General features: G+C 54.8%; 18 protein-coding genes. 12 read left to right on the plus strand and 6 right to left on the minus strand.

Going from position 1 to position 15,958, the window contains the following annotated elements; all coding sequences use genetic code 11:
• Positions 1 to 85 precede the first annotated feature (85 nt).
• Positions 86 to 1,201 carry a methyl-accepting chemotaxis protein gene (locus tag ACMGGS_RS09480; protein ID WP_414165870.1) on the plus strand — a complete coding sequence of 372 codons (1,116 nt, stop codon included), beginning with the start codon at positions 86 to 88 and terminating at the stop codon, positions 1,199 to 1,201.
• Positions 1,202 to 1,261: 60 nt separating this feature from the next.
• On the opposite strand, the gene fbp is transcribed toward ACMGGS_RS09480, so the two are convergent.
• On the minus strand, positions 1,262 to 2,260 hold the full coding sequence (fbp, locus tag ACMGGS_RS09485; protein ID WP_194208028.1) for a class 1 fructose-bisphosphatase: 999 nt from the start codon (positions 2,258 to 2,260) through the stop codon (positions 1,262 to 1,264).
• A gap of 173 nt (positions 2,261 to 2,433) precedes the next feature.
• Between fbp and mpl the strand changes: the two genes are divergently transcribed.
• A complete protein-coding gene (mpl, locus tag ACMGGS_RS09490) occupies positions 2,434 to 3,810 on the plus strand; it encodes a UDP-N-acetylmuramate:L-alanyl-gamma-D-glutamyl-meso-diaminopimelate ligase (RefSeq protein WP_414165871.1) in 1,377 nt (458 codons plus the stop codon).
• Positions 3,811 to 3,937: 127 nt separating this feature from the next.
• Entirely contained in the window at positions 3,938 to 4,273 is a 336-nt protein-coding gene (locus tag ACMGGS_RS09495; RefSeq protein WP_414165872.1) for a hypothetical protein, read from the plus strand.
• Positions 4,274 to 4,299: 26 nt separating this feature from the next.
• Here the strand turns inward: ACMGGS_RS09495 and ACMGGS_RS09500 are convergent, their stop codons facing one another.
• From ACMGGS_RS09500 to yjgA, 3 genes are all read right to left on the minus strand, one after another.
• A complete protein-coding gene (locus ACMGGS_RS09500; protein ID WP_414165873.1) occupies positions 4,300 to 4,743 on the minus strand; it encodes a DUF2628 domain-containing protein in 444 nt (147 codons plus the stop codon).
• 182 nt (positions 4,744 to 4,925) lie between these two features.
• Positions 4,926 to 6,134, minus strand: coding sequence for an aldose 1-epimerase family protein (locus tag ACMGGS_RS09505; RefSeq protein WP_414165874.1), 1,209 nt, complete (start codon positions 6,132 to 6,134; stop codon positions 4,926 to 4,928).
• 283 nt (positions 6,135 to 6,417) lie between these two features.
• On the minus strand, positions 6,418 to 6,969 hold the full coding sequence (gene yjgA / locus ACMGGS_RS09510; protein WP_194208023.1) for a ribosome biogenesis factor YjgA: 552 nt from the start codon (positions 6,967 to 6,969) through the stop codon (positions 6,418 to 6,420).
• 94 nt (positions 6,970 to 7,063) lie between these two features.
• On the opposite strand from yjgA, the gene pmbA reads away from it, so the two are divergent.
• Both pmbA and cybC read left to right on the plus strand, forming a co-directional pair.
• Positions 7,064 to 8,416: a metalloprotease PmbA gene (gene pmbA / locus ACMGGS_RS09515; protein WP_414165875.1), complete on the plus strand. Its 1,353-nt coding sequence runs from the start codon at positions 7,064 to 7,066 to the stop codon at positions 8,414 to 8,416.
• A gap of 175 nt (positions 8,417 to 8,591) precedes the next feature.
• Positions 8,592 to 8,981 (plus strand): cytochrome b562, encoded by a 390-nt coding sequence (gene cybC, locus ACMGGS_RS09520; protein ID WP_414165876.1) that lies wholly within the window; start codon positions 8,592 to 8,594, stop codon positions 8,979 to 8,981.
• A gap of 18 nt (positions 8,982 to 8,999) precedes the next feature.
• Here the strand turns inward: cybC and ACMGGS_RS09525 are convergent, their stop codons facing one another.
• Positions 9,000 to 9,878 (minus strand): LysR substrate-binding domain-containing protein, encoded by an 879-nt coding sequence (locus ACMGGS_RS09525; RefSeq protein ID WP_414165877.1) that lies wholly within the window; start codon positions 9,876 to 9,878, stop codon positions 9,000 to 9,002.
• A 111-nt stretch (positions 9,879 to 9,989) separates the two neighbouring features.
• Here ACMGGS_RS09525 and ACMGGS_RS09530 point away from each other — a divergent pair, with 111 nt between their 5' ends.
• Both ACMGGS_RS09530 and ACMGGS_RS09535 read left to right on the plus strand, forming a co-directional pair.
• Complete coding sequence (locus ACMGGS_RS09530; protein ID WP_414165878.1) at positions 9,990 to 10,571, plus strand: nuclear transport factor 2 family protein; 582 nt, start codon at positions 9,990 to 9,992, stop codon at positions 10,569 to 10,571.
• A gap of 307 nt (positions 10,572 to 10,878) precedes the next feature.
• On the plus strand, positions 10,879 to 11,712 hold the full coding sequence (locus ACMGGS_RS09535) for a DNA/RNA non-specific endonuclease (protein ID WP_414165879.1): 834 nt from the start codon (positions 10,879 to 10,881) through the stop codon (positions 11,710 to 11,712).
• A gap of 213 nt (positions 11,713 to 11,925) precedes the next feature.
• Here the strand turns inward: ACMGGS_RS09535 and ACMGGS_RS09540 are convergent, their stop codons facing one another.
• A complete protein-coding gene (locus ACMGGS_RS09540) occupies positions 11,926 to 12,906 on the minus strand; it encodes an IS110 family transposase (protein ID WP_414162998.1) in 981 nt (326 codons plus the stop codon).
• 547 nt (positions 12,907 to 13,453) lie between these two features.
• Here ACMGGS_RS09540 and ACMGGS_RS09545 point away from each other — a divergent pair.
• Genes ACMGGS_RS09545 through ACMGGS_RS09565 form a run of 5 tightly spaced genes read left to right on the plus strand, consistent with a single transcriptional unit; the run spans position 13,454 to position 15,922 of the window.
• A complete protein-coding gene (locus ACMGGS_RS09545) occupies positions 13,454 to 13,792 on the plus strand; it encodes a glycine dehydrogenase (protein ID WP_414165880.1) in 339 nt (112 codons plus the stop codon).
• A 10-nt stretch (positions 13,793 to 13,802) separates the two neighbouring features.
• Complete coding sequence (locus ACMGGS_RS09550; RefSeq protein ID WP_103675660.1) at positions 13,803 to 14,165, plus strand: SFCGS family glycine-rich protein; 363 nt, start codon at positions 13,803 to 13,805, stop codon at positions 14,163 to 14,165.
• 2 nt (positions 14,166 to 14,167) lie between these two features.
• On the plus strand, positions 14,168 to 14,467 hold the full coding sequence (locus ACMGGS_RS09555) for a DUF4312 family protein (RefSeq protein ID WP_176920441.1): 300 nt from the start codon (positions 14,168 to 14,170) through the stop codon (positions 14,465 to 14,467).
• A gap of 22 nt (positions 14,468 to 14,489) precedes the next feature.
• Entirely contained in the window at positions 14,490 to 15,266 is a 777-nt protein-coding gene (locus ACMGGS_RS09560) for a DUF4311 domain-containing protein (protein ID WP_194208017.1), read from the plus strand.
• An 11-nt stretch (positions 15,267 to 15,277) separates the two neighbouring features.
• The gene (locus ACMGGS_RS09565; protein ID WP_103675663.1) at positions 15,278 to 15,922 is read left to right on the plus strand and encodes a DUF4310 family protein; all 645 of its coding nucleotides are present in this window, start codon (positions 15,278 to 15,280) and stop codon (positions 15,920 to 15,922) included.
• The last annotated feature ends 36 nt before the right edge of the window (positions 15,923 to 15,958 follow it).

A 15,958-nucleotide genomic window follows, 5' to 3' on the forward strand; every position in this document is an offset into this window, starting at 1 on the left:
TTGGCAAAATATCTAAATATTTTCCGGTTACTGCCGATATCCCCAGTGGATAGATGCATTCCTCCTCTGTAACCGGAAAATAACTATGTTAAGAACACTCTCTCTTAGAACAGGTTTACTGGTTTTACTGGCGACGCTGGCGCTGCTGATCGTTCTGACTGGCGGCACGGCGCTTTACCTTCTGGCACACCACAGCGCAGGCTGGGGCGCGATAACGCTGGCGGGCCTGGCGACGCTGGCTTCCCTTGGGCTGCTATTGGCGCTCTGGCTGGGATTACAAATGCTGCTGCTGCGCCCGCTGAATGAGGCGGTAGCGACGCTGGAGCAGGTCACCACCGGCGATTTAACCCACGTTATCAGCGCGGCCCACAGCGGCGAATTTACCCGACTGACGCAGGCCATTGAAACGCTGCGTCTCGCCCTGACTGACTCCGTTACCCGCGTGCGCGATGCGGGGGCGCATATCGGTTCCGGCAGCCGTGAGCTGACCGCCGGGCATTCGGATCTGGCCCAGCGTACCGAATCCACCGCCACCTCGCTTGAGCAGACTGCGGCCAGTATGGAAGAGCTAACCGCCACGGTGAAACAGAACGCCGCCAACGCGGAACAGGCACATCAGCTGGCGAAATCGGTCTCCGATACCGCCGATCGCGGCAGTGAAATGGTCTGCTACGTCATTGAAAAAATGGGCGATATTTCTGGCAGTGCCAACCGCATCGCTGACATCCTCGGCGTGATTGACGGCATCGCTTTCCAGACCAATATTCTGGCGCTGAATGCCTCGGTTGAAGCGGCGCGGGCAGGCGAGCAGGGACGCGGTTTCGCCGTGGTCGCTGGCGAAGTACGCAATCTCGCCAGCCGTAGCGCCGACGCGGCGAAAGAGATCCGCCAGTTGATTAGCGACTCGCAAACCCATGCCGGCGAGGGCAGCAGCCTTGCGATGCAGGCGGGTGAGACGATGGACGAAATCGCCACCGAAGTACTGCGGATGACAAAACTGATGCGCGAGATCGCCAGCGCGTCGCAGGAGCAAAGCCGGGGCATTGAGCAGGTAAATATCGCGGTGAATCAGATGGATGAGACTGCGCAGCAGAACGCCGCGCTGGTCCAGCAATCCTCCGCCGCGACCCGCTCGCTGGAAGAGCAGTCATACGAAGTGATTAACGCCGTCGCCTCGTTCAGATTGCAGACTGCGGGGTAGTCAGACTCGCCTGTTCACGGACAATCCCCTCTCCCTGCGGGAGAGGGTGAGGGGCCGGTGCTACGCGTCCGGGAACTCGCGCATAAAGCGCTCAACATCTTCCACCATATGCCCGGTGCCGACGAAGAACGGGCGGCGCTGGTGCAGGGTTTCCGGCATGATATCCAGAATGCGTTCTTTACCGTCGCTGGCCTTACCGCCCGCCTGCTCAGCCAGGAACGCCATCGGGTTGCATTCGTACAGCAAACGCAGTTTCCCTTCCGGATGGCTGGCCGTGCTTGGGTAAAGGTAGATCCCGCCTTTCAGCAGGTTGCGGTGGAAATCGGCGACCAGCGAACCAATATAGCGCGAGGTATAAGGGCGCTGCGTCAGCTTGTCTTCTTCCTGGCAGAACTTCAGGTATTTCTTCACCCCGGCCGGGAACTTAATGTAGTTCCCTTCGTTGATCGAGTAAGTATTGCCCTTCTCCGGGAAGCGCATACGTTCCTGGCTGAGGCAGAATACGCCCAGCGACGGGTCGTAGGTGAAAGCATGTACGCCGCAGCCGGTGGTGTAAACCAGCATCGTGGACGAACCGTAAACCACATAGCCCGCCGCAACCTGCTTGTTACCCGGTTGCAGGAAATCCTCTTCCGTCACCGGCGTGCCGACGGGGGTGACGCGACGGTAAATAGAGAAGATGGTGCCGACAGAAACGTTAACGTCAATGTTGGAAGATCCGTCCAGCGGGTCCATCAGCACCACGTATTTCGCGTGCTCGCAGCCTTCGAAAACCACAATTTCGTCTTCTTCTTCTGAGGCAATACCGGCCACGATATCGCGGGCGCGCAGGGCGGCCTTCAGTTTTTCATTGGCAAACAGATCAAGTTTTTGCTGAACCTCGCCCTGAATATTCTCAGCACCGCTGGCACCGAGGATATCGACCAGCCCCGCTTTGTTGATATCGCGGTGGATGATCTTAGCGCCCAGCTTTATTGCCGATAACAACGCCGTTAGCTCACCGGTAGCATGTGAAAACTCATGCTGCTTTTCGACAATAAATTCACCTAACGTTTTCATAACACTTTCCCTGCATTGTATGTGGAGTAATGTTGTTGCAACAATCTTAACAAAGATTCAAAAGAACGCGCACAGGTGAATCGCGCCAGCCGGGCAAGGAAAATCCTGAAATGCAGTTCCGTGCCGTCAAACATATGGGTAAAATGCAGGAATTGAAAAAAAGGAACTGACGAATGCGCATTCATATTTTAGGAATTTGTGGCACGTTTATGGGCGGGCTGGCGATGCTGGCACGCTCTCTGGGCCACGAAGTAACAGGTTCGGATGCCAACGTGTACCCGCCGATGAGCACGCTGCTCGAAAAGCAGGGCATCACCCTGATTCAGGGTTATGACGTTAACCAGCTCGACCCTCAGCCGGATCTGGTGATCATCGGTAATGCTATGACGCGCGGCAATCCGTGTGTGGAAGCCGTGCTGGAGAAAAACATTCCGTTTATGTCCGGCCCTCAGTGGCTGCATGATTTTGTGTTGCGTGACCGCTGGGTTATTGCTATCGCTGGCACCCACGGGAAAACCACCACCGCAGGCATGGCAACCTGGATCCTCGAAGCGTGTGGCTATCAGCCCGGCTTTGTCATCGGCGGCGTGCCGGGCAATTTTGAGGTCTCCGCGCGTCTCGGCGACAGCCCGTTCTTTGTCATTGAAGCGGACGAATACGACTGCGCCTTCTTCGACAAGCGATCCAAGTTCGTGCATTACTGCCCGCGCACGCTGGTCCTTAATAACCTTGAGTTCGACCACGCGGATATTTTCGACGATCTGAAAGCGATCCAGAAACAGTTCCATCATTTAGTCCGCATCGTACCGGGGCAGGGCAAAATCATCCTGCCGGAGAACGACATTAACCTGAAACAGGTCATGGCGATGGGCTGCTGGAGCGAACAGGAACTGGTCGGCGAACAGGGGCACTGGCAGGCGAAAAAGCTGAATACCGATGCCTCGCACTGGGAAGTGTGGCTTGACGGTGAGAAAGCCGGTGAAGTGAAATGGACGCTGGTCGGTGAGCATAATATGTATAACGGCCTGATGGCGATCGCCGCTGCGCGTCATGTTGGCGTCGCGCCTGCGGATGCCGCCAATGCGCTCGGCGCGTTTATTAACGCCCGCCGCCGTCTCGAACTGCGCGGCGAAGCTAACGGCGTCACGGTGTATGACGACTTCGCTCACCACCCGACCGCGATCCTCGCCACGCTTGCCGCGCTGCGCGGGAAAGTGGGCGGCACCGCGCGCATTCTGGCCGTGCTGGAGCCGCGTTCTAACACCATGAAAATGGGCATTTGCAAAGACGATCTTGCGCCGTCGCTGGGACGAGCGGATGAAGTCTTCCTGCTTCAGCCGCAGCATATTCCATGGCAGGTGGCTGAAGTGGCTGACGCCTGCGTTCAGCCCGCGCACTGGCATGCGGATGTCGATACCCTGGCAGACATGGTGGTGAAAACTGCGCAGCCGGGCGATCATATTCTGGTCATGAGCAACGGCGGCTTTGGCGGCATTCATCAGAAGCTGCTTGACCGACTGGCGAAAAAGGCGGAAGCCGCGCAATATTAATGGGTATTTAATATTGTTCTCTAAAGGGCCTGCTCAGTCAGGCCCTTTTTAATGCGTGTTTACAAGCACAACCTGGTTATCCTATTATTCTCTTCAGATAATAAATAATATAACGGGAACGTCTACCATGACTGTATTGCCAGAGATTGCCACGCCAATAGAAAAAAATGTGAAAATGGTCAGCGTCGCGCTGGGCGTAAGCATTGCTTCACTGGTGTTATTTGCCGTGATGGTCCTGTTTGCGGTTTTTTCAAATTACAGCGATGAATGGATACCCGCTGTTGATCTGGCAATAATGATAATATGGTGCATCGTCTTTCTGTTAATAACGGTCAGCCTTCCCATGAGTATCGCTGGCATGATCGCCTCAACACGACGGCTAAAAGCCTTTTTGGCCTTCTTTATTTCGGGCATTACGATGACATTATTAGTGGGGAGCATCTTTCTGGCGGACTCAATGTAGGGAGCGCATGCGCTCCCTACATGTCATTAATACTGGCGTGACGGGACTTTCTCAAGTTCTGCTGAACTCTTACGGGTCATGCCCTGGAAGGGGTTCCAGCTATCGATGCCTTTAATGGTATGCAGATAATAGGCGCTATTCACCGACATGGCGCAAAACGCCGCATAGGCCAGGTTAACGCCCCTGACAATGCCTTCCAGATTCAGATCGCCTGCGACTTCAATGACGCCTAACAGCAGGTTAATAACGGCAATACCAACAAATAACGTCAGCCCTTTTTTCCATAATCCAAGAATACAGAAGTAGATAAAGCCAAAGAAGAAAGCGTAAAAGTTATACATGTAACGTGGGCGCTGCAAAAATTTTAATTTCTTAATCGCATCACGGTAACCAGGCGATCCTGGCAGGCCATTACGCTCAAAGAAGTCAAAGCGATCTTTCCACTTATCGCTATACGTTTTTTGTGTCATGTGTTGTTCCTTTCCCCAGAGAATACCAGATGTACTGGTTGCCCGAGCAAGGATAGACTATTCAAATTCGCAGGTCAGCTACCGCCTCCTAAATCAGGTGGGGTAAGTCGGAGAATATTTGACAATGATCATTAATAATGAAAGCAAGCCTGCCCGATATAACCGGGCAGGCCACGCGGTTATTATTCTTTGGCTATCGGTGTTTCATCCGTTTTCAACGTTGTTTGCCCCTGAATAGCCTTAATGGCTTTTTCTGTCTCGCTGACCTGACTGCTGCTATGGAGCAGGGTATACGTCAGATCGAACTGAGTGCTTTCGCCCGGCTGAAGTTGTTTCACACGTTTCTGTTCGCGTTCAATGGTCACCGGATAGGCATAGCTGGTACCAGGCTCAATGCCGGTCACGTAGCCCTGCTTCTCGGTATCGGTGTTTTTCCACAGTGTTAACACCGGTAGCTGGCGGGTATCAAACTGAATAGATGCGCCTTTATCGCCCGCTTTATTAACCACGGCGGCGAGGGTGCGGTGGTTAGTGTCCGACAGCGGTTTGATATTAAATACCATCTCATCAAAACCTTTGGTCGGACCCAAGTACGTTTGCCACTCCTTCAGGCCGCCTTTGGCGTAGTCGTTAAAGGGGCTGATGCTTTCCATCGGGGCCAGGAAGCGCGCGCCTTCCTCAAGGATCGGCTTGCCGAAGTTGCTGTGATAGATGATCTGGTAATCATGCGGATAATCGGCATGGTTGGTTAACACATCGTGCAGGCTGAAGCTGTTGCTGCCGGGCACATAGCGCAGTTCGGTCATGGTTTGCAGATCGGCTTTCTTGAAGGTGCTCTCTTTCACCAGTCCGCGCACGCGGATTTCATACGGTGCCGTGTCGCTAACTTCCACTTCGACCTGCGAGGCCGGGGTATTCCCCACCTTGCCATGCAGCGTATAAATCTGCCCGTCCGCCGCTACCGGATGACCGGTCCACTCATAGCCGCAGCGAACCATCATTTCGTTGAACCCTTCCAGCCACCCCAGACCGTTACGGCTTTCCAGATTAATAAACGCCGGGTTGACCACCTCTTTCACTGGCGAATCCCAGCCCATCCGCACGCCGAAACCTTCAACATGTAGCAGGTTCATCCCACGCGTCGGGCTAAGCGCGATGGTGAGGCCATCTTTACTGCTGATGGTCAGCACTTTACTGCCTTCCTGCTTACCACCATGCAACACTTTTTGCTCAATGCTGAAGTGGCTGTCTTTGATGTTCAGCTTGTCGCTGCTGATCTGCCAGTTTCCTTGCTCAGTACCGTTTTCAGCACCCGTCAGCACCCAGGTGTGCGCCATTGCAGGCGCGGAAATAAGCAGGGCTAATGTAGACAATGTCAGTATCTTTTTCATTAAAACATCCTTTTTGCTGAATCGATTATGTTTGGGTGGGTAAAATTTAGTGACTTCAGCGTAATGAAAATGTGACTTGTCTCACCTGGTGAGGAAACAGGCAATTTTGTCTCCTGAACTATGATTGAAATCGTATAAATATGCATATAAGCACGTTTGTTACATTGAATAACGAGAGATGGATCAACTTTAGCTTTAACGATTCAGCTAAGGCGTAAGCAGTTCAGGAAAGAGCAGGAAAGGGGGAAGTGCTAACGCAGCGAGGCCGCGTTAGCCAGAGGAATTACTGGTCGTTTTCCGCCAGTTCACGCAGATACTGGAAAATCTGACGGGCAGATTTAGGCGGTTTATTGGTTTCTTGTTCTTTCTTCGCGTTACGGATAAGCGAACGCAGTTGCTGACGGTCAGCCTGAGGCCACAGGCGCAACACTTCTGGTACGGCGTCATCACCTTCAGCAATCAGGCGGTCGCGAAGCTGTTCAAGCTTATGAAACATCGCAACTTGCTGATTATGGCGATTTTTCAGCTTATCCAGCGCCTGACGAATCGGTTCGACGTCGCGCTGACGCAGCATTTTGCCGATTAGCTGTAGCTGACGGCGACGGCCTTCCATCTTGATGCGCTGCGCCAGTTCAATGGCGGCACGCAGATCGGGATCGAGCGGGATCTTGTCCAGCGCGTTCTTACCCAGTCCCACCATTTCTGCACCGAGTTGCTTTAACTCTTCAGCGTCACGTTTAATTTCACTTTTGCTGACCCAGATAATTTCATCATCTTCGTCTTCGATGTCATCACCGGGAACATCGTCGAGCCAGTCTTCGGGCTGCTTAGTCATATTTGGCTCCTTAAAAAAGAGGCTAATACTAACACCGTGAGCGCACACTGAGAATGGGTTCTCTGTTAGACTTCAATAAACGTCACCTTACATTATGGCAATAGTAATGAAAGTAATCACACAAGTTGCAGAGCAGCGTAAAGCCCTGGAAGAAGCCGTCTCCACCGCACTGGCGCTGGCTTCCGGCAAATCTGACGGTGCGGAAGTGGCGGTCAGCAAGACCACCGGGATTGGTGTCAGCACCCGCTACGGTGAGGTGGAAAATGTTGAATTTAACAGCGACGGCGCGCTGGGCATTACGGTGTATCACCAGAACCGCAAAGGCAGTGCGTCCTCAACCGACCTGAGCCCGGATGCCATTGCCCGTACTGTACAGGCGGCGCTGGACATTGCACGCTACACCTCGCCGGACCCATGCGCGGGCGTGGCGGAGAAAGAACTGCTGGCCTTTGACGCGCCGGATCTCGATCTGTTCCACCCGGCGGAAGTCTCTCCGGATGAAGCCATCGAACTGGCGGCACGTGCGGAGCAGGCTTCGCTTAAGGCGGATAAACGCATCACTAATACCGAAGGCGGCAGTTTTAACAGTCACTACGGTGTGAAAGTATTTGGCAACAGCCACGGCATGTTGCAGAGCTACTGCTCCACGCGCCACTCGCTCTCAAGCTGTGTGATCGCCGAAGAGAACGGCGATATGGAGCGCGACTACGCTTATACCATCGGCCGTGCGCTGGGTGATTTACAAAGCCCGGAATGGGTGGGCGAAGAGTGCGCTCGTCGTACCCTGTCGCGCCTGTCGCCGCGTAAGCTCTCCACCATGAAAGCGCCGGTGATCTTCGCCAATGAAGTGGCGACCGGGCTGTTTGGCCATCTGGTCGGCGCCATCGCTGGTGGTGCGGTCTACCGTAAATCGACCTTCCTGCTCGACTCGCTCGGCGAGCAGATCCTGCCGGAGTGGCTGACCATTGAGGAACATCCGCATCTGCTGAAGGGGCTGGCCTCGACGCCGTTCGACGGCGAAGGCGTGCGCACCGAGCGTCGCGATATCATCAAAGACGGCGTCCTGACCCAGTGGCTGCTGACTAACTACTCCGCCCGCAAGCTGGGCCTGAAAAGCACCGGCCACGCTGGCGGCATCCACAACTGGCGGATCGCCGGACGCGGGCTGGATTTTGCCGGGCTGCTGAAAGAGATGGGCACCGGTCTGGTGGTGACGGAATTGATGGGGCAGGGGGTTAGCGGCATCACCGGCGACTACTCGCGCGGTGCGGCGGGCTTCTGGGTTGAGAACGGGGAAATCCAGTATCCGGTAAGTGAAATCACCATCGCTGGAAATCTTAAGGATATGTGGCGCAATATGGTGACCATCGGTAATGATATTGAAACGCGCAGCAATATACAGTGTGGATCGGTCTTATTGCCGGAGATGAAAATCGCCGGACAGTAAGACTGCTGAAAAGGGTATACCGTGACATTAGGCCTGGCGGCGCTGCGCTTGCATCGGCCTACAACTTGTTGATATCGCTGCTTTTTGTAGGCCGGGTAAGGCGAAGCCGCCACCCGGCAAAACGGCAAAATCAGGTTTATCATCACCCTTAATAATAAAAATAAGGAAGTAAGCAATGCGTAAAAAGCTGTTAGCAATGCTGGCGGTGTCAACGCTTGTGCTGAGTTCAGCACATGCTATGGCCGCCGACCTTGAAGATGACATGGATACGCTCAATGAAAATTTGAACGTGGTGCAAAAGACAGATAATGCTGCCGAAATGAAAGCGGCCCTGACCAACATGCGTACCGCCGCGCTCGATGCGCAAAAAGCGACGCCGCCGAAGCTGGAAGACAGCGCCGCTGACAGTCCGGAAATGAAAGACTTCCGCCACGGTTTTGATATTCTGGTCAGCCAGATCGACGGCGCGATCAAACTGGCGAATGAAGGCAAAGTAAAAGAAGCCAGGGCGGCGGCGGAAGAATTTAAAACCACCCGCAATACGTATCACAAAAAGTATCGTTAATCCTGACACGCCCCGATCTCAGCGGGGCGTGGCGATCTTCAAAAACGCCTCCACCGCGCCGTTATTCTCTTTTTGTCTGCTGATAAGCATCAGGTTCGCCGCCAGCGCTGGCGCATCCAGCGGTCGATAGACCACGCCCGGAACGCAAATATTCGTTAGCGGTTCAGGCACCAGCGCCAGCCCCTGACCGGCGGCGGCCAGCGCCAGAACGCTGAGCGAACTGGATGAGCAATGGGCGACGTCCGGAGGCTGGCCGAGCAGCGCGGTAAGCGCGGTATACAGCGACTCGTCAGCGCCGTGCGTATCGTAGAAAATGAGCGGTTCCGCCGCCAGCATCGCCACCGTCAGCCGCGGCTGACTGGAGAGTGGATGATCATCGGCAAGCGCGACGACGCGGTTCCAGATGCCGATCTTTTCACATCTTAGTGCCGGGATATGTAATTTGCCGTGGTCCGGGGTGTAGCCGACGTCCAGTTGTCCGGCCAGAATGGCATCGGCCTGCGCCAGAGGCGAAACTTCGCTGGCGATCAACTCCGCCTGCGGAAAACGGGCGCGAAAGGAGCGTAGATCGTCGGTTAATTTCCCGCTAAACACCGCATTGCCGGCAAAACCGATCCGCACCTGGCCAGTCTCGCCGCGCAGCGAGCGCTGCACGGTCTGACGCGCGTGGTCAGCCTGATCCAAAGTGCGTTGGGCCTCCACCTGTAGCAGCCGCCCGGCTTCGGTCAGCTCCACGCTACGGCTGGTGCGAATAAATAGCGGGCCGCCGAGGTCGTCTTCCAGACTTTTGATCTGCATACTCAGGGCTGGCGGAACGATATTAAGCCGTTCGGCGGCGCGGCCAAAATGCTTCTCCTCCGCCACGGCAAGAAAATAACGCAAATGACGCAGATCCATAGGGTTGCTCCATTGTTCATTTAATATGAACGATTGCTCAATTACCTCTAATGGATCTTAACGCGAATAGCGAGGAAACTAAAATCACCTTTCTGCTGGAGCTAATCTGTCATGCAAAACTACCTCAACGATCGTCAACAAATTAACGATTTACTGACCGGCTGGATGCACCGTGATTTAGGTGAGTGGGATCAGTTACGCGATCTGTTTCATCCGGACGGCACCATTGAGATCACCTGGTTTGAAGGGCTGGGCAGCGATTTTGTCGATGGCTCAATGCGCATGGGCGCGTCAGACGTGCGTACCAAACACATGGTCGGTACGCCGGTCGTGACCTTTAATCCGGCGGCGACCAGGGCCATCGTCGAGACCAACGCGATGATTATTGGCGAGCATGTAAAGCTGAATCTGGGCTGCGTCGGCCATAACCGCTTTTACGATATGGCGGAAAAGCGCGATGGTGTGTGGAAGCTATTTAAACGCCAGAGTATTTACGATATGGCCAGTTTTACCTTCCCGCTCGGCGTGGTCGATATCGATCAGCAAACGGTAGCGAAATATCCGCGCGAATATGCTGCGCTGGCGTATCTGCTGGAAAAAAGCGGCTTCCCGGTGCAGCGCGTCTTTGCGACGCGCGGGAGCGAGCTTGAGCAGCAAATGAAAGCCGACGCGGCACAATGGCTGAATGCCTGACATCGTCAGCTGTCATATAAAATACGCTGTTTGCACTGTAAGGGGTGGAAATAATTCCACCCCTTGTTATCGCTTTTCCGCAATGTCGAAATATCATCGACAACTCAAAATATTTTTTAAATATCACGGTAAGTTCACCCGTAGGTAAAAAATTATCTCATTATCTCATTTTTACGTATTCGGCAAGAGGACGCACTATCGCTTTTTAGAGTAAGCCATTACGCTCATCAGGATATTCCAGGGCAAATGGGCCTGATTTTTTGGCGTACAGAATTGGCTGTACCTTACTCATTGAAGAAACCAGACAATGCATTTTACCTACAGGTTTAAACGGAGTTATTTAGCGCTGGTATTTTTTTTATTTGCGTGTTCCGTTACCCCACCAACGCAAAAAAATCATGTATTAACCAGCGCTCATGGACCTGATAATTGCGCAGTTGGCTGCCCCACTGGCGGCGGCACGCAAACGCTGATCCGTGAGGTCTATACGCTGAATAACAACAGCAGCACAAAGTTTGCCAACTGGGTAGCCTATAAAATAACCAAAACCAGTCAGGCCAGTAACCGGACGCGGAACTGGAAGCAGGATCCTGATTTGCCCGCCTCCGATACGCTGGCTCCTGCTGCCTATCAAAACGCCAATAAAGTGCTGGCGGTGGATCGCGGGCATCAGGCCCCGCTCGCCAGCCTGGGCGGTACGGCGGGCTGGCAGGCATTAAATTACCTTTCTAATATCACGCCGCAGAAAGCCGCGCTGAATCAGGGGGCGTGGAGCCGATTAGAAGATCAGGAGCGTGCGCTGGCCAATCGGAGCGATGTCTCCGCGGTATATTCTGTGACCGGACCGCTTTTTGAAAAAACGGGCGTGGCGCTGCCTGCACGTCCCGGCGTGATTATTCCGGAGGCTTACTGGAAAGTTATTTTTATCGGCACCAGTCCGGATAAAGGCAAATACGCTGCGTTTCTGCTGAAGCAATCGACGCCTAAAAACGCCAGTTTTTGTGATTATCAGGTGACGGTAAATACGATTGAGCAACAAACAGATCCAAAACTTACTCTCTGGTCGGCATTACCGAAAAATATTGCTGAGATGGTTAAAAACCATAAAGGCACGCTAGCACAGGAAATGGGGTGTCCATGAGCGTAGGTATAGCTTGCTGATCAAAGAACTCCCCTACACCATGCCCGGCGGCGCTGCGCTTGCACGGGCCTACGGGATATTGGTAACTCTTTGATATGGTGGGTTTTGTAGATACTGTTATAGCCCGCAAGTTTTTTTAGCTTCCGGTTTCCCGGATTACAGGCATGACAACCACAGCGCCGTCAGGCGCTGTTTTTTCCTTTCACGACCCGGTTAAGCCGCTACCGGTACATGCCTGGACGCGTCGAACGACTCGCCCGATTTCAGCACACCGTATGCCACCTGCGCCAGTTTACGCATCATCGCCCCGATGATGACTTTTCCCCGTTTGCCGTTAGCTGCCAGACGGTCACGGAACGCCCGCCCCCAGGTCGTTTTGCTTACTGCCACCATCGCCGGCATGTACAGCGCCCTGCGAAGCGACACATGGCCCGCCTTACTCATCCGCCCTGCGCCGCGCACGCTGCTCCCTGATTCATGATGGCGGGGCGTCAGTCCCGCGAAGGCCGCGAACTGTCTCGCTCCGCCGAACCGGTTTTCCAGACCGATGTACGCCAGCAGCACCGCTGACGTCTTTTCCCCGATACCCGGGATACTTTCCAGCAGCTTCCTGCGGTGCTTCATATCCGGGTCATCATCCGTCAGGTCCTTTATCTGTTTTTCAAGACGTTTCAGTTCGGCATCAAGCCACAGAAGATGCGCGTCAATACTCGGCATCTGAACGTCCCGCGCTGTCTCCAGCCGGTTAAGCTCCTGGGTGTGCATGTCCGTCAGCGACTGATGGCGCAGCACCAGTGCCCGCAGCGCCCGTTCAACCGGATGAGGCGCCTGCCATGCAGCAGGCCGCTTCTGGCGGCAGAACTCTGCCAGCATCCGGGCGTCGACGGCGTCCGTTTTGCTGCGCAGTCCCTCGCTCTGTGCGAAGGCTTTACCGCGGGCGGGATTGATGATCGATACCGTGAACCCCGCATCGCTGAGATGCGCGGCGGCGTCTTCCATGTACGTACTGGTGGCTTCCATACAGATATGTGCAGGCGCAGCCTGATGGCTGTTCAGCCAGCGGACCAGCTCATCGTGGCCCTTCGGGGTGTTGGCAAACTTTTTACTGCGGTGACGGCCATCGGGCCGCAGCACATCAACATCCAGCTTCGCTTTAGAGACATCGATACCAATAAAATGCAGTTCCTGTTCCATAGTGAGACCAACCTTGTGAATGCGGATTACCGGGAAAACCGGTCCATGATACTGTCCGGTTTGTCACCTGTGGAGAAGGGCAGTCCGCTGCATAGATCTACAAAACAGGCTTTGAGCCTGAGGCCGGGTCCGGCATGCGGACTGCATGGCAGTGAGAACTGGCCGGCTCTCTCTGCTCAGAAAGGATAATACAAGGCCGGGTAAGGCGAAGCCGCCACCCGGCATAAAGGCGCACACATTTGCAAAAAAGCGGTTATTAGCCTGGAAACGAAACGCTATTATCTCCTTTGTACATAAGCAAACCTTATCGACTTCACATTTCTTCTCCCCGGTTCACCACGTCTTTCGCTTTAAAAAACCGATAATTTCCGCATTTTTATGTGACCCATATCACGCTAATCAAGTCAAAAATCGCTAACCAGCCCATTTATGTGGAACAGATCACTGTCTGCCCCCGCCTTTCCACTTCGAAGTGGAAAACAACTCGCTACAAACTATTAACCTCCGGCGGTAGTTTTATCCCAGAGCCATAAATGGGGTACGACGAGTGAATAACGGAGCAGTCATGAACGACGCTGGAGAACAGACGGAGCAGATTGGTCAACTGGCCGATCGTATGTTGCCGCAGGTGTATGCGCTGCTACGCCGTCATCACATTATTCCCAACGCCGTACAGGAGCAGATGCTGACCTCCCACGTCCGCGCGATGGCCTTGCGGTCAGTGACCGGCGAGCCGCTGCCGGAGGTGGACGCCAGCCTGTTCGAGGAAATTTCGCAAGACTCAATGGCGCTTGCCCGCGAAGTGGTCGCGGCATTCGGCAACCTTCCTGAAGAAGAAGCCTGGCTGCTGTCGGTGCACTTCGAAGTCGCAAAAGAAAACCTTTAAGGAGCAAAAGATGGAACAGATTACCGTAGTGATTGGCGACCGTTTGGGTAAAGGCCAGAAAGTCGCGGCAGGCGTAGAGAAAGCAGGCGGACGCGCGGTGGTCGTGCCGGGCGTGGCGGCGGATATGAAGCTCGGCGACGTGATGAAAGCGGAGAACGCCACCTTCGGCATCTCCTTCTGTGGCAGCGGCGGCGCGGGCGCGATCACCGCGCAGAACAAGTACGGCTATAAAGCGAAATACGGTATGCGTTCGGTCGATGAGGGCGTTACCGCCATCAACGAAGGCTGCAACGTGCTGGGCTTCGGCTTTATGGATAAAGAAGAACTGGGCGAACGCCTGGTGCAGGCGTGGCAGAAGAAGCACGGCGCATAAGCATGAAAGAGCAATTCACCACCACGGTGAGAGTGAAGGGCAAAGGCGAGGCCAAATCGCGTGCCTTTGCCGATGCCCTGAACCATGTACAGGCGGCGGTGATGAAGTCCTCGCCGCATATTTTACTGCGTATTGAGCCACAGGATGTGCAGGTCGTTCATGCGCATGAAACGGTGCGTAAAGAAGCCTTTCTGTTCTTCTTTCTGCGCCGCGAAAGACGCACGTACAGCGTGGAGCTGGACGTCACCGTCAACGTGACCGCCATCGATCTTGATAAGGTCGATTTCGTCACGCAACGCTGATCCTCAATAAAAGGGCGGAACCATGTTCCTGATAATATTAATAAAATCGCTCATCATCGGCGGCCTGGTTGGTGTCGGTGTGGGAGCCGGGGCTGCACGCATGTTTCATGCACCCACCACGCAGGGGATGGGGGCATTTCGCACGTTGGGCGAACTGAACTCCTGTGAAGGCGATCCGGCGTCGCACTTCTCATTTGGTCTGGGCTTCTTCTTTAACGCCTGGGCATCGTCGGTCGCGGCAGGGTCGTTCACCCAGGATGTCGATCATCGCATTATCCCGAACTGGGGCGCGGCGGCGCTGATGATCAAAAACCGCAACGTCGGCGAGACGCTGCACGATCCGAAAAAGATGGCAATCGCCTGCGGCATCATCGGCACCATCGTCGTGACCTTCCTCAACCTCACGGCCTCTTCCGTGCCGGAATCCTTACAGGTCACCGCCGTTAAGGTACTGGTGCCTGCCGCTAACCTGCTGGTGAACACCGTCATGCCGGTGATCTTCTGGCTGGCCGCCATCGACGCCGGCAAAAAATCGGGCTTCTGGGCAACGATTTTCGGCGGCGCGGCGCAGCTGATCATGGGCAACGCCGTTCCGGGCCTGGTGTTGGGGATCCTGATTGGTAAAGGCGTAGAAGAGAGCGGCTGGAACCGCGTCACTAAAGTGATGATGGGCGCTATCGTCGCGCTGTTCGTGCTGAGCGCCTTCTTCCGCGGCTTCGACATGAAAATGATCGAATCCTTCCATCTGACCGTGCCGAACTGGCTCGATCTGATCCACAACTCGCTCAGCGGTAAATAACGGAGACGGCAATGGAACAGAATAAAGGGTTTTGGTATGCCGACTGGTCGTTCCCGATCTTCGTTGGCCTGCTCTCGTCCGGCGTGTTTGCCGGGACACACATGTACTACCTCTATGGGATCGGCGCGTTTAACGAAGTGGCGTTTGTCTCGATGCTGCGCGCGGGGATTGATACCGGCGCGTATGGCGCGGTAGCGGCCTTCGGTGCCAGCTTCCTCTTTGCCCGAATTATCGAAGGCTCGCTGGTAGGGATCCTCGATATCGGCGGCGCGATCCAGACCGGCGTGGGCCTTGGCGTTCCGGCGCTGCTGCTGGGGGCGGGCATTATGTTCCCGGTGACCAACTTTATTGCGTCGCTGATCACCGGGCTGGTGATTGGTCTGGCGATTGGCTACCTGATCATTCTGGCGCGTAAGTTCACCATCAACCAGAGCGATTCCACCTACGGCGCGGACGTGATGATGGGCGCGGGCAACGCCTCCGGGCGTTTCCTGGGGCCACTGATTATCCTCAGCGCGATGGCGGCGTCGATTCCTATCGGTATCGGCTCGCTGGTGGGGGCACTGCTGTTCTATATCTGGCAGAAGCCGATCACCGGCGGCGCGATCCTCGGCGCGATGATCTTAGGCTCGATTTTTCCGGTCGCCATCAGTTAACCCGAGCGGGCGCAGCCGCGCCCGCCTTTACAGGAG

The organism is Superficieibacter sp. BNK-5 (assembly GCF_047456055.1).
In the GTDB taxonomy this organism is placed as follows: domain Bacteria; phylum Pseudomonadota; class Gammaproteobacteria; order Enterobacterales; family Enterobacteriaceae; genus Superficieibacter.

Excerpts from the sequence above, each read along its gene's own strand:
- ACMGGS_RS09480 (WP_414165870.1), top strand. The coding sequence starts at position 86 with ATGTTAAGAACACTCTCTCTTAGAACAGGTTTACTGGTTTTACTGGCG.
- fbp (WP_194208028.1), bottom strand. The coding sequence starts at position 2,260 with ATGAAAACGTTAGGTGAATTTATTGTCGAAAAGCAGCATGAGTTTTCA.
- mpl (WP_414165871.1), top strand. The coding sequence starts at position 2,434 with ATGCGCATTCATATTTTAGGAATTTGTGGCACGTTTATGGGCGGGCTG.
- ACMGGS_RS09495 (WP_414165872.1), top strand. The coding sequence starts at position 3,938 with ATGACTGTATTGCCAGAGATTGCCACGCCAATAGAAAAAAATGTGAAA.
- ACMGGS_RS09500 (WP_414165873.1), bottom strand. The coding sequence starts at position 4,743 with ATGACACAAAAAACGTATAGCGATAAGTGGAAAGATCGCTTTGACTTC.
- ACMGGS_RS09505 (WP_414165874.1), bottom strand. The coding sequence starts at position 6,134 with ATGAAAAAGATACTGACATTGTCTACATTAGCCCTGCTTATTTCCGCG.
- yjgA (WP_194208023.1), bottom strand. The coding sequence starts at position 6,969 with ATGACTAAGCAGCCCGAAGACTGGCTCGACGATGTTCCCGGTGATGAC.
- pmbA (WP_414165875.1), top strand. The coding sequence starts at position 7,064 with ATGGCAATAGTAATGAAAGTAATCACACAAGTTGCAGAGCAGCGTAAA.
- cybC (WP_414165876.1), top strand. The coding sequence starts at position 8,592 with ATGCGTAAAAAGCTGTTAGCAATGCTGGCGGTGTCAACGCTTGTGCTG.
- ACMGGS_RS09525 (WP_414165877.1), bottom strand. The coding sequence starts at position 9,878 with ATGGATCTGCGTCATTTGCGTTATTTTCTTGCCGTGGCGGAGGAGAAG.
- ACMGGS_RS09530 (WP_414165878.1), top strand. The coding sequence starts at position 9,990 with ATGCAAAACTACCTCAACGATCGTCAACAAATTAACGATTTACTGACC.
- ACMGGS_RS09535 (WP_414165879.1), top strand. The coding sequence starts at position 10,879 with ATGCATTTTACCTACAGGTTTAAACGGAGTTATTTAGCGCTGGTATTT.
- ACMGGS_RS09540 (WP_414162998.1), bottom strand. The coding sequence starts at position 12,906 with ATGGAACAGGAACTGCATTTTATTGGTATCGATGTCTCTAAAGCGAAG.
- ACMGGS_RS09550 (WP_103675660.1), top strand. The coding sequence starts at position 13,803 with ATGGAACAGATTACCGTAGTGATTGGCGACCGTTTGGGTAAAGGCCAG.
- ACMGGS_RS09555 (WP_176920441.1), top strand. The coding sequence starts at position 14,168 with ATGAAAGAGCAATTCACCACCACGGTGAGAGTGAAGGGCAAAGGCGAG.
- ACMGGS_RS09560 (WP_194208017.1), top strand. The coding sequence starts at position 14,490 with ATGTTCCTGATAATATTAATAAAATCGCTCATCATCGGCGGCCTGGTT.
- ACMGGS_RS09565 (WP_103675663.1), top strand. The coding sequence starts at position 15,278 with ATGGAACAGAATAAAGGGTTTTGGTATGCCGACTGGTCGTTCCCGATC.